The following is a 12178-nucleotide window of genomic DNA, read 5'->3' as shown; positions in this document are numbered from 1 at the left end:
GTACTCGTCTTCAATGCTCGGCGGCATCGTGGCAGGCCGGGCACCTCTAGTTGATCCCGCGTGTCGCACAGAGTGAGCACAGAAGTGGTAGTCACCTCTCCTCTGCTTTCGGGGTCGCCTGACTCCTAACCCTGCGCTTCGCCAGCATCCCTCGCGGGCTTCCCTGATATTTCCTCCACCGGTACACGGCCGGGCCACTTTGCAGTGGCGACTGCGGCTACTGCACTGTCGCCCGCTCTTAGGACGGCGTAGGCCACGCCGGACATTCAGAACGAGCGTCTTGCGCAGGTCGCAGCGAGAGTCGACATCCGGTCCTGTTTCACGTGAAACGGCCGAAGGGCTCACTGCATACTCGACCGTAGGGCTACGAAGGCTGGTAGGCGCAACGCACTTCCGTGGGCACACCGTCGCTTCATCCGGGCCGGTGGTTCAATCAGTGCTAATCAAGCACCAACGCAGAAGGACCCGACGGAATCCGTCGGGTCCTTCTGCGTCAAACGAGGATCAGTTGATGAACGCGGCGAACTCCTGCTCGAGCACCTGCTTCGGCTTCGCTCCGATGGAGGTTGCCGCTACCTCACCGCCCTGGAAGACGTACACGGCGGGAATCGAGGTGATGCCGTACTTGGCCGCAATGGCGGGGTTGTCATCGACGTTGACCTTCACGACATCAACCTTTTCGGCGTGCTCCGCAGCGATGTCGTCCAGGATCGGCGACAGCATGCGGCAGGGTCCGCACCACTCGGCCCAGAAATCGACGATGACGGGCTTGCTGGCTTTCAGGACGTCGGCGTCGAATGACGCGTCCGTCACATCCTTTGCGTTGCTCATTGCAATACTCCTTGTGGTTGATGGATCAGAAGGACGCGGTCTCGGAAACAGCCTCGGCCGGCGGGGTAGGAACGCGTGCCGCGGTCTGCGAGGGGCTGATGGTGTCGGCCAGGTAATGCTCGACGTCCAGCGCGGCAACACAGCCGCTTCCCGACGCCGTGATCGCCTGTCGGTAGGTCGGATCGATGACATCGCCGGCAGCGAAGACACCGGGGAGCGAGGTCTTGGATGTGCGACCCAGTACTGCAATGGTTCCCTCGCTGGTGAGCTCGAGCTGGTCCTTGACCAGGTCGACGCGAGGATCATTACCAATGGCAACGAAGATGCCGGTGACGTCGAGGTCGCTCCTGGTGCCGTCGACGGTGCTCGCCAGCTTCACGCCGGTGACCTTGTCGGTACCGTGAATGCCTACCACTTCCGAGTTCCAGAGAAAGCGGATCTTCTCGTGGGCGAAAGCACGGTCCTGCATGATCTTGGAAGCACGCAGGGTGTCGCGACGGTGGATGACAGTGACGGAGCGGGCGAACTTCGTCAGGAAGAGGGCTTCCTCCATCGCCGAGTCACCGCCGCCGACCACCGCAATGTCCTGGTCCCGGAAAAAGAAACCATCACACGTTGCACACCAGCTGACGCCGTGGCCCGAGAGGCGCTTCTCGTCCTCGAGCCCGATCTCCCGGTACTCGGATCCTGTCGAGATGATGACGGCGCGGGCGAGGAATTCCTCACCCGTCGCGATGGTGAGCTTCTTGATCTCACCGGACAGCTCGGCGGACACGACATCCTCGAAGAGGATCTCGGTACCGAAGCGCCGCGCCTGCTTCTCGAACTGCTCCATGAGGTCGGGGCCCATGACGCCTTCCGGGAACCCGGGGAAGTTCTCGACGTCGGTGGTGTTCATCAGCTCACCGCCGGCCTTCACCGAGCTCGCGATCATGACGGGTTTGAGGTTCGCCCGTGCGGTGTAGACCGCGGCCGTGTAACCGGAGGGTCCTGACCCGACGATGATCACGTCGTGGACCTTCAGTTCGCTGCCCGAGGTATCTGCGGTGGGGGTGTCCAGTTGGACATCGGTTTGGGTTGTCACGTTCTCGAAAGACCTTTCTGTCTTCTCATACGCTGATACGGCCGAGTCGGGCTTATCCGCGGACACTTCCACAACGGAACCGCACGTGGACTTATTCCGTCCCGGCACATCCGCGCCCCGCTTCCGGGGCCCTTGGCTGCCGCTGAGCTGGCGCTTCGCGGCTAGGTGACGCTGATCTCCGCGATGCGAAGGCCGAACGGGTACTGTGCGTCGATGTTCGAGAGCCTGGGGAGCTGCGTGAAGTCGACGATGACGTAACGCGCCGTCCGGGCGCCGTCCGGGCCGTCCGGGATCGGAAGGGTCATCGTGGGCGCGGTGAAGCCGCCCTGCGCGATCTGCTCCGCCCCCTCCACGGTCGGCTCGTCATTGACGAGCACCGAGAAACTGCCGCCGGCACCGTTGAGCTGGGCGATGGACACCTCCGAGATGGTCGATTCCTGTTCGAGCTCGACGACGAGGGCGAGGCTGGTGGCGAGGCCACCGAAGGTGTCACTGGCATAGACCTGGTTGCCCCAGAACGACGCGGTGTTGCCGTCGATGATCAAGGGCAGGTTCACGTCGTTCGCTGCATCGAGGGCCTGGTTGTCAGGGACGACACGCGAGATTCCTGTGATGACAGGCGCTACGGCTTCGGCTGTCGGCTCGGCTGCGGCCGTCGTCGGTGCCGTGGTTGCATCCTCCGCTGAGGGGTCACCGGTGGCCTGCCGGGTCTCGCTGTCGGCGACGGGGGTCCCGCCGAAGAGGGACCCGAGTTGCGTGGCTACAAGAACGACGGCGACCACCAGCACGATGGAGAGAATTGCGCCCACGAGGATACGGGTGAAATTGCGGCCCCTGCTGTCGTCATCGTCCTGCTCGAAGTCATCAGGGCCGTCGACCGCGGAGGAATCGTCATCGCCGTAGTCGGACACCGGGAAACGCGAGGCGGCCCGCTCTGGGTGCCGGGACACCGCTGCGGAGGCAGCCGCGGCTCCGGCCCCTGCCGCTCCGACGATGACGGCTCCTGTCGCGGCCGCCGGTCCTCCCTGGTTTGCGGCGTCGTGCTCGCGCGGCTCGTCGCGCGACTGGAGATGTGACTCGTCCCGCGGCTCGTCGCGCGGCTGGACGTCCGGCTGCGCATCCGGCTGCACAGACGACTCACCGAGCGAGCCGGCAGATGCAGCAGATGTACCCGAGGGTCGCTGGCTGGGCGGCGGCGGAACGAGGTGGGAGTGCTGGCGGACGGGGACCGACTCGGCTGCGGCGGGAGGAACATCGGAGGCGTCGACCCGCTGCTCGTCCGGCTGGTCGTCCCTGGAGCCTCGCCGTCCCAATCGTCGTGCCAGTCCGGCGAAGCGGGAGGCCCGGTGCTCCCGCCCGTCGTCGTACTCCTCGTACTCCTCGTACTGGTCGTCGTAGGTCTCCGGTTCCGTCGAGCGCGGCCCGCCGAAGATCTCGGAACCGAGGGTATCGGTGAAGAACGGCTCGATGTACGGAGCCTCGGGTGCCGGAGCATCCTGCTGCACGATCAGGTCGAGCATGTCGGCGGCCGGGGCGCGGTTGGTCACCAGGTAGGTATCGGATTCGCTGATGCCGAGATCGAGGACCTGGATGTTCCCGGTCCTGTCACCCGTCGCCAGATCGCGCGCGCTCGCGGCCACCTGGGAGGCATTGCCGGCTGATGCGACGAGAATGCTGACCGGCCGGTTGAGCACCTGGTCCACGCCGTCGAGCACGAGGTCCTTCTCAGCAGATGCCAGTACGTAGGCGGTCACCTTGTAGCGGCCGCCCAGCACTGAACCGACGTCTACTGCTTCTGGCACGTGTTCCTCCCGGCGAACCCTGGCTGATTTCTCTCCATGCTACCGGTCGGTCAGGCCATAACCGGGCTGGTGGGTCAGGCGCCGCTCCGTCGGAATCTCGCGAGCAGGGGCTTCACGAACTCGTCGAGTTCGGTGATCCGGAGCAGTTTCAGCATGCCCAGGTACACGGCGGACATGGTGATTCCACCGATCGCGAGCACGAGAACGGCATCGAGCTTGGACTGCCAGAGGAAGCCGTCGGCGTCGTATCCGCCGAACGCCCAGCACAGCGCCGTTCCGGCGATCGCTGCCACGATGCCGGCGATGGTGAGCCGTACGTGGACGTCGAAGACGTGCCCTGCACCGTACGGACCGATCTTCCGGGTCAGGACGATGTGGCTGACGACGACGGCGATCGCGTTGCCGAGCGAGTACGAGACGGCCAGCATCGGCACGATCAGCCCCGGTTCGAACGTGCCGGCGGCGAGAGCGAGCATCACGCCGACGACGGACAGGATCAACTGGATCCGAAGGGGCGAGCGAACGTCCTCACTCGCGTAGAAGACGCGGTTCAGGAAGAAGCTCGCGCTGAGGAAGGGGGCTCCGACGGCGAGGATCGCGATGATGACACCGTTGATCGCGGCGCTCTCCGCGGATTCACTGAACAGCATGCCCAACGGGCCGGCGAACGTGAGCAGGGCGGCTGCGCCGAAGACGGTTGCGACACCGATGATCCGCAGGCCCTGGGAGAGGGTAGCCCGGACCGCAGCGAGGTTGTTGTCCGCGTGCGCCGAGGACAACTGGTTGAACATGACCGTCGCCAGGGACAACGCGATGACGGAGTGCGGCAGCTGGTACACCATCGCGCCGAACTCCAGGTTCGTGAGGCCCGCGATCTGCACGGGCGGGTCCTGTGCGAGGAGCCGGGGGCGAGCTTCGGAGGCGATGGTCGCGACGCGCTGGTTCAGGAGGTACAGACCGTTGCCGATGAGCATGGTGACGATGGTGACGGACGCGAGCTTTCCCGTGCGCCCGAGTCCCGTTCCGCGCACACCGAACTTGGGCCGGAGCCCGAGGTGGAGGCGCTTGAGGGGGAGGAACAGCACGAGGGCCTGGATGACGATGCCCAGGGTCGTCCCGCCGGCCAGCAGCATCGTCTGCCCCGACGTCCACGTCTCGGGGCTGTGCCGTTCCGCCTGCTCACTCCCCATGAGCAGGATGAATGCCGTGAGGAAGGCGATGGACACGACGTTATTGACGACCGGCGCCCACATGTACGGACCGAAGGACCCGTTGGCGTTCAGGATCTGGCCGGTCACGGCGTACATGCCGTAGAAGAAGATCTGCGGCAGGCACCAGTACGCGAAGGCCGTGGTGAGGGCGAGGTTCGCGCCCGTGACACTCGTCGTCAGGCTGACGATGACAGGCGCTGCGAGCGTCACGAGCACCGTCAGCACGAGCAGGCCGGCGGCAGCCAGCGTGAGCAGTCGGCTGACGTAGTCCGCTCCCCGGTCGGGCTGCCTGCTGGCGCGGATGATCTGCGGCACCAGGACGGCGTTGAAGACACCGCCTGCGAGCATGAGGTAGAGGAAATTCGGCAGGTTGTTCGCGGACGTGAAGAGATCCGAGACCTGCCCCGTCGCCCCGATCGCGGTCGCGAGCAGCGCCACGCGGACCAGGCCGAGGATCCGCGAGACCAGGGTCCCTGCAGCCATGATCGCACTTGAGCGGGCGGTGGAGCCGCTCCGGGGGGCAGAAGGGTCGTGAGCCGGCCCGCCCTGCTGGGGGACGGAGGTCGTGTTCGTTTCAGACATCGCTACCCATCGTCCCACGGGTCGTCAGCAGCGTGCGGCGCGCGAGGCGCGGGGACGTCAGAGGTGCTCGGGCAGGACCTCACGCGCGAGGTCCGCGATGCGGCGTTCATTGGGGAAGGACAGGCGGCGGCCCAGCTCCTGCAGCGGCACCCAGGCGACGTCGACGGCCTCGTGGTCCGGATCGTTCTCGATCGTCAGGTACCCGCCCGTGGCGATGAGCAGGAAGTGGTGGACCGTCTTGTGCACGCGGTGGCCGCTGACGGTGAACCAGTAGTCGATGCTCCCGAGGGCGGAGACGATCCTGCCCTCGATCCCGGTCTCCTCGGCGATCTCGCGGACAGCGGCTTCCTCGCTGTTCTCGGAGCCTTCCGGGTGGCCCTTCGGCAGGCACCACTCGAGGCGGCCGCCACGGTTCAGCCGGGCGATGATGGCGACGTCGAGCGTCTCCCTGGTGGCGTCCACGACGATCCCGCCGGCGGACACCTCCTCCACCGTGGGTAGCTGGTGCTGGACGGCAGGCATACCCGTGGTTCCCATTGACACTGTCAACGGGGTGCGCTTTGGAGCACTTGGAACGGGTCGGTCCATGCAGACCACTCTAACGATCTTTAAGGAGCCGCGATGACGGCGCGACCGGCCACCCACCCACCCGTACAGCATCGGTTCGGGCCGGTGCGCGGTGTGGGAAACCGGGGCGGATCTGGCACCCTTAAGGGACTATGGCGCACCTGCTGGACACCTCGACCCTTACCGCACCCCTCCCTCCCGTGGTCCTCGAGGTCGGCGAACTCTTCGATGCCGCGGGCCATGAGCTCTCCCTGGTCGGCGGGCCGGTGCGTGACCTGTTCCTCGGCAGGGTGTCTCCGGACCTGGACTTCACCACGAGCGCCGACCCCGACCAGACGCTCGCCGTCATCAAGCGCTGGGCGGATGCCTACTGGGAGATCGGGCGCGCCTTCGGTACCATCGGGCTGCGCAAGGACGGCTTCCAGATCGAGATCACCACGTACCGCGCGGAGGCGTACGACCCCACCTCCAGGAATCCGACGGTCGCCTTCGGGACGAGCCTCGAGGACGACCTCCTGCGGCGCGACTTCACCATCAACGCGATGGCGCTGAGGCTGCCGTCCCTCGAACTCGTCGATCCGTTCGGCGGAGTCCGGGACCTCCACGCGGGCCTGCTGCGCACGCCCGGCACGCCGTCGTCGTCCTTCTCCGACGACCCGCTGCGCATGATGCGCGCCGCGCGCTTCGTGTCCCAGCTGGGCGTGACGGTAGCCCCCGAGGTGTCGGAGGCCATGACGTCCATGGCGGAGAGGATCTCGATCATCTCGGCCGAACGCGTCCGCGACGAGCTGACCAAGCTCATCCAGGGCGCGGCGCCCGACGCCGGTATCGACCTGATGGTGGACAGCGGGCTCGCCGACCACGTGCTGCCTGAGGTCGCGGCGCTGCGCCTCGAGACGGACGAACACCACCGCCACAAGGACGTCTACCAGCACTCGCTGACCGTCCTGCGGCAGGCCTGCGCCCTCGAGACGGACGATGACGGTCCCGTGCCGGCGCCCGACGTCGTCCTCCGGTTCGCCGCGCTCCTGCACGACATCGGCAAGCCCGCGACGCGGAAGTTCGAACTCGGAGGTGCGGTGAGCTTCCGCCACCACGACGCCGTCGGCGCGAAGCTCGTGACCCGGAGGTTGCGGGCCCTGAGGTTCGACAACGACACCATCAAGTCCATCGCACGCCTCGTGGAACTGCACATGCGTTTCTACGGATACGGCGAAGCCGGCTGGAGCGACTCGGCGGTGCGGCGGTACGTGAACGACGCCGGGCCCCTGCTGGAGCGGCTGCACCGCCTCACGCGCTCCGACGTCACCACCCGGAACCGGCGCAAGGCCGAGCGCCTCGCCTTCGCCTACGACGACCTCGAGGAGAGGATCGCCGCACTCGCCGAGCAGGAGGAGCTGGCGTCCATCCGGCCCGACCTCGACGGGGAACAGATCATGGCGCTCCTCGGCATCCGGCCCGGTCCTGTGGTGGGACGCGCCTACAGGTTCCTCCTGGAGGAACGGATGGACCACGGCCCGCACAAGCCCGCCGACGCCGAGACCAAGCTCCGCCACTGGTGGAGCGAGCAGCCCGAATCCCAGGAGAACCCATGAAGCCCATGACAGGTGCAGCAGCACCGGACCTCACCCCGGCCGGGACGCCGCTGCCCAGGCTGTGGCTCCTGCGGCACGGCGAGACGGAATGGTCCCGCGACGGGCGCTACACGGGTCTGACGGACCTCCCGCTCACAGAGCACGGCGAGAAGCAGGTGCTGGCCGCCCGCGAGCACCTCGAGGGCGTGGACTTCGACCTCGTGATGACGTCGCCCCTGCAGCGTGCGGTCCGTACGGCCGAACTGGCGGGATTTCCCGACGCGGAAGTATTACCGCACGCGCATGAATGGGACTACGGCGACAACGAGGGCCTAAACAGCGCCACGGTGCGCGAGGAGAATCCCGGGTACCTGATCTGGAACGACGGCGCCCCCAATGGAGAGACGCTGGACCAGGTCTCCGAGCGGGCGGACCGCATCATCGCCCGCGTGCAGGCCGGGTGCGGCACCCCCGCCGACCGCGATCCGGACGCCAGGCCCATCGAGAACGCCCTGCTCGTGGCCCACGGCCATTTCCTGCGGATCGTCGCCGCCCGGTGGCTGCAGTTCGGCGGTATCGAGGGCCGGCACTTCGTCCTCGGCACGGCTGCGGTCTGTGCGCTCGGGTGGGACAAGCGCACGCCCGCCCTCGTGCACTGGAACCTCTAGCCGGGCCGGGAAGACCGCACCCGGAATGAGGCACGCGAACGGGGCGTTATACGGTCGTGAGGGCTGGACCGGCCCTTCCCTGGAGCCGGTCGGAAGGGAGCTGGTGTGTCCGCCGTCCGGCGCGTAGCCATGCTGTCCCTGCACACCTCCCCGCTCGAGCAGCCCGGGAGGGGTGACGCCGGCGGGATGAACGTGTACGTCCGGAGCACCGCGCTCGAGCTGGCCGGCGTCGGTATCGAGGTCGAGATCTTCACGCGGGAGTCCGGTGAAGGCAGGCCGCCCCGCGAGGTGGTCGGTGAGGGCGTCGTGGTGCATCACCTCGATGCGGGTCCGCCCCGGCCCCTCCCGAAGGAAGCCCTTCCCGGACTGGCCGGGACCTTCGCCGATGCGATCACCGACGTCGCGGACCTGCTCGCGGACGGACACTTCGACGTCCTGCACTCCCACTACTGGGTCTCCGGCATCGTCGGCCTGACCCTCAGCAGGGAGATGAACCTGCCCCTCGTCCATTCCATGCACACCATGGCGAAGGTCAAGAACCTGCACATGAAGGCCCTCGCCGCGCCCGAACCAACCGACCGGATCGCCGGCGAGCAGGACATCGTCGACGGCGCGGCCCGTGTCATCGCCAACACCCGCACCGAGGCCGCCGAACTCGTCAGCCTGTACGGTGCGTCCCGCGACCGGGTCGACGTCGTTGCCCCCGGGGTGGACCTGTCGACCTTCCACCCCGGCGACCGCGGTGCCGCCCGTGCCGCCCTCGCCTTCTCCCCGGACGAGTTCCACGTGGTGTTCGCCGGCAGGATCCAGAAACTCAAGGGACCCCAGGTGCTGGTCGCGGCGGCCGCCGAAATCCGCCGCCGCCGCCCGGACATCCCGCTCGCCGTGAGCATCCTCGGTTCAGGGAGTGGCTCGGAGGCGCTCGCACTGCAGCCCCTCATCGACCACTTCGGCCTCACGGACGAGGTGCGCCTCTACCCACCCGTCACGGCGGTCCACCTGGCGCAGTGGTTCCGCTCGGCAGACGCCGTGGTCATGCCGTCCTACAGCGAGTCCTTCGGGCTCGTGGCACTCGAAGCGCAGGCGTGCGGGACACCGGTCGTCGCAGCCAACGTCGGCGGTCTCCCGCAGGCCGTCAGCGACGGGCGGAGCGGGATCCTGGTGAACGGGCACACCGGTGCGGCCTGGGCCGACGCCCTCGAGCGCCTGTACGACGACGCGCACCTGCGGGAGACACTCGGCCGCGGGGCCGCCGTCCACGCGCTCGCCTTCGGCTGGCAGCGCACGGCGCTGCTGACCGCGCAGAGCTACCGCACCGCCGTCGAGCGTTTTCCCGCAGCGACGGCGCGCTGAAGCGGGCTGGGCACGCCGCCTAGGATGGAAGCGTGAATCCCACCGAGCTCGCCGAATACCTCGACTCCGTCCGTATCACCGGCCGCGTGGCCACGCCCCGGCAGGACAACCTGAGACACATGCGCCTCTTCCTCGAGGGCGATGAGAACCTCGAATTCGGCGTCAGGCGCACGCGCGAGTGGACGTTCGACGACGTCTTCGACCTCATGCACCAGCGCACGGGGACGAGCGCCAACCGCAGCCACACCCAGGGCCAGGACACGATCGACGCCGGGAAGTGCGTCGCGGCTCTCGATCGCTTCGCGGACCGGCTGGGCGCCTCGGCTCTCCGCGGCGAACGGATCCTCTTCGCGACGGGTCACCCCGCCGGGCTCCTCCCCGTCCATGCAGCCTTCGCGCGGTCCGCAGCGGCCGCGGGCGCGACCGTGGTGGAGGTGCCGGAGGGGCGGCGCTTCGGAGCCGGTGACATCCGCCAGGTCTTCGGCGTCCTCGTCTGGCACCAGCACGGCGGGCTCATGCACACGCACCTGCCCGAACCGATGCGGCTCAGCCTCGACACGCTCGCCCGTGAGGGACGCGCCATGCCGGACCTCGTCGTGGCGGATCACGGTTGGGCGGGACAGGCCGCGAGCTCGGGCTTCCCGACCATCGGCTTCGCCGACTGCAACGATCCCGGGCTGTTCGTCTCCGAAGCACAAGGACAGGTCGAGGTCGCCGTTCCCCTGGACGACAACGTCCCTCCCGGGCTGTACGGACCGCTCATCGACTACGTCCTGGAGCGGGCCGGCCTACCCCCGGTCGAGGCTCCGGCCGCTGACAGGTCCGTGTCATGAGTGACCTCGAGATCGCACGTGCCGCGGCCATCCGGCCCATCGAGGACATCGCCGATGCCGCAGGGATTCCCCGCGAGGCGCTCGAACCCTACGGCCGTTTCAAGGCGAAGATCGATCCCCGCCTCCTGCCCGACGGCGGGACGCCGGGGAAGGTGGTCCTGGTCAGCGCCATGAGCCCCACTCCTGCCGGAGAGGGTAAATCGACCTGCACCGTGGGGCTCGCCGATTCCCTCGCCCGCGCGGGGCAGCGGGTGATGATCGCGCTCCGCGAGCCGTCCCTCGGTCCGGTGCTCGGCATGAAGGGCGGTGCGACGGGTGGCGGGTACTCGCAGGTGCTGCCCATGGACGAGATCAACCTGCACTTCACCGGCGACTTCCACGCGATCACGTCGGCCAACAACGCGCTCGCCGCACTGATCGACAACCACATCCACCAGGGCAACGAGCTCGGCATCGATCCGCGGCGCATCACCCTGAAGCGGGTGCTCGACGTCAATGACAGGGCCCTCCGCGAGGTGGTCATCGGGCTCGGCGGTCCGGCCCAGGGAACCCCCCGGCAGGACGGGTTCGACATCACGGTGGCCTCCGAGATCATGGCCGTCTTCTGCCTGGCCCGGGACCTCGCCGACCTGAAGGAACGCCTCGGGGACATCACCTTCGGCTACACGTACGACCGCACACCCCTCACCGTCCGCGAGCTGCAGGTCGAGGGCGCGCTGGCCCTGCTGCTCAGGGACGCCATCAAGCCGAACCTGGTGCAGAGCATCGCGGGCACGCCGGCGCTCGTCCACGGCGGGCCCTTCGCCAATATCGCCCACGGCTGCAACTCCGTGATCGCGACCCGGACCGCCCGGCGCCTGGCGGACATCGTGGTGACCGAGGCGGGATTCGGGGCGGACCTCGGCGCGGAGAAGTTCCTGGACATCAAGGCGCGCGCCGCGGGCCTCGCGCCCGACGCCGTGGTCATCGTCGCGACGATCCGCGCCCTCAAGATGCACGGCGGTGTCGCGAAGGCCGACCTCGCGGCCCCCGCCCTGGACGCCCTGCGGGACGGAACAGCCAACCTCCTGCGGCACGTCCGCAACATCGAGAAGTTCGGCATCACCCCCGTCGTCGCCATCAACAGGTTCCGTACGGATTCGCAGGAGGAACTCCACTGGATGCTGGGATGGTGCGCCGCCGAGGGCATCGAGGCAGCCGTCGCCGACGTCTGGGGCCAGGGCGGTGGGGGACCGGGTGGCGACGACCTCGCGGCGAAGGTGCTTGCGGCCCTGGACCGGCCGGTCAGCTTCTCGCCCCTCTACTCCCTCGACCTCCCGATCGAGGACAAGATCCGCACCATCGTGCAGGAGATCTACGGAGCCGACGGCGTCGAGTTCTCGGTCCGCGCGCTGCGACGGCTGAAGGAGATCGATGCCAACGGGTGGTCCGGACTGCCCGTGTGCATGGCCAAGACCCAGTATTCCTTCTCGGACGACCCGACCCTGCTCGGTGCTCCGAAGGGTTTCACCGTCCACGTCCGCGACCTCATCCCGAAGACGGGTGCGGGCTTCATCGTCGCACTCACCGGTTCGGTCATGACGATGCCGGGGCTGCCGCCGGAGCCCGCGGCCCTGCGGATGGACGTGGACAGCGACGGGAACGCCGTCGGGCTGTTCTAGGCCTGTGGAGGT

10 protein-coding genes are annotated in these 12178 nt (G+C 67.8%); 5 read left to right on the top strand and 5 right to left on the bottom strand.

Translation table 11 applies throughout. The annotated features are described in order from the left end of the window. Positions 1-504: 504 nt before the first annotated feature. The 5 genes from trxA to ACX80J_RS05990 form a co-directional block, all read right to left on the bottom strand. Complete coding sequence (gene trxA, locus ACX80J_RS06010) at positions 505-831, bottom strand: thioredoxin (RefSeq protein WP_301224501.1); 327 nt, start codon at positions 829-831, stop codon at positions 505-507. Between the two features lie 25 nt (positions 832-856). After that, on the bottom strand, positions 857-1855 hold the full coding sequence (trxB, locus tag ACX80J_RS06005) for a thioredoxin-disulfide reductase (protein ID WP_459347445.1): 999 nt from the start codon (positions 1853-1855) through the stop codon (positions 857-859). A 221-nt stretch (positions 1856-2076) separates the two neighbouring features. Continuing rightward, positions 2077-3717, bottom strand: coding sequence for an ABC transporter substrate-binding protein (locus ACX80J_RS06000; protein WP_459347171.1), 1641 nt, complete (start codon positions 3715-3717; stop codon positions 2077-2079). Between the two features lie 74 nt (positions 3718-3791). Beyond that, complete coding sequence (murJ, locus tag ACX80J_RS05995) at positions 3792-5411, bottom strand: murein biosynthesis integral membrane protein MurJ (RefSeq protein ID WP_459347170.1); 1620 nt, start codon at positions 5409-5411, stop codon at positions 3792-3794. Between the two features lie 156 nt (positions 5412-5567). Then, positions 5568-6047, bottom strand: coding sequence for an NUDIX hydrolase (locus tag ACX80J_RS05990; protein ID WP_225437263.1), 480 nt, complete (start codon positions 6045-6047; stop codon positions 5568-5570). Between the two features lie 182 nt (positions 6048-6229). Between ACX80J_RS05990 and ACX80J_RS05985 the strand changes: the two genes are divergently transcribed. The 5 genes from ACX80J_RS05985 (at position 6230) to ACX80J_RS05965 (ending at position 12166) form a co-directional block, all read left to right on the top strand. Beyond that, positions 6230-7672: a CCA tRNA nucleotidyltransferase gene (locus tag ACX80J_RS05985; protein WP_459344149.1), complete on the top strand. Its 1443-nt coding sequence runs from the start codon at positions 6230-6232 to the stop codon at positions 7670-7672. Next, positions 7669-8319 carry a histidine phosphatase family protein gene (locus tag ACX80J_RS05980; protein WP_459344148.1) on the top strand — a complete coding sequence of 217 codons (651 nt, stop codon included), beginning with the start codon at positions 7669-7671 and terminating at the stop codon, positions 8317-8319. The genes ACX80J_RS05985 and ACX80J_RS05980 overlap by 4 nt, the downstream gene beginning before the upstream one ends. Positions 8320-8424: 105 nt before the next feature. Then, complete coding sequence (mshA, locus tag ACX80J_RS05975; RefSeq protein WP_459347169.1) at positions 8425-9672, top strand: D-inositol-3-phosphate glycosyltransferase; 1248 nt, start codon at positions 8425-8427, stop codon at positions 9670-9672. A 32-nt stretch (positions 9673-9704) separates the two neighbouring features. Continuing rightward, positions 9705-10505: a phosphatase gene (locus ACX80J_RS05970; protein ID WP_459347168.1), complete on the top strand. Its 801-nt coding sequence runs from the start codon at positions 9705-9707 to the stop codon at positions 10503-10505. Continuing rightward, the gene (locus tag ACX80J_RS05965; protein ID WP_459344145.1) at positions 10502-12166 is read left to right on the top strand and encodes a formate--tetrahydrofolate ligase; all 1665 of its coding nucleotides are present in this window, start codon (positions 10502-10504) and stop codon (positions 12164-12166) included. Before ACX80J_RS05970 ends, ACX80J_RS05965 begins: the two co-directional genes overlap by 4 nt. Positions 12167-12178 lie beyond the last annotated feature (12 nt).

The organism is Arthrobacter rhamnosi (genome assembly GCF_054510975.1).
The sequence above is the reverse complement of the archived record's forward strand: the minus strand, read 5'-3'. Positions and strand labels throughout refer to the sequence as shown.

Coding starts and splice junctions, on each gene's coding strand:
- trxA (WP_301224501.1), bottom strand. CDS start 831: ATGAGCAACGCAAAGGATGTGACGGACGCGTCATTCGACGCCGACGTC.
- murJ (WP_459347170.1), bottom strand. CDS start 5,411: ATGGCTGCAGGGACCCTGGTCTCGCGGATCCTCGGCCTGGTCCGCGTG.
- ACX80J_RS05990 (WP_225437263.1), bottom strand. CDS start 6,047: ATGGGAACCACGGGTATGCCTGCCGTCCAGCACCAGCTACCCACGGTG.
- ACX80J_RS05985 (WP_459344149.1), top strand. CDS start 6,230: ATGGCGCACCTGCTGGACACCTCGACCCTTACCGCACCCCTCCCTCCC.
- ACX80J_RS05980 (WP_459344148.1), top strand. CDS start 7,669: ATGAAGCCCATGACAGGTGCAGCAGCACCGGACCTCACCCCGGCCGGG.
- ACX80J_RS05965 (WP_459344145.1), top strand. CDS start 10,502: ATGAGTGACCTCGAGATCGCACGTGCCGCGGCCATCCGGCCCATCGAG.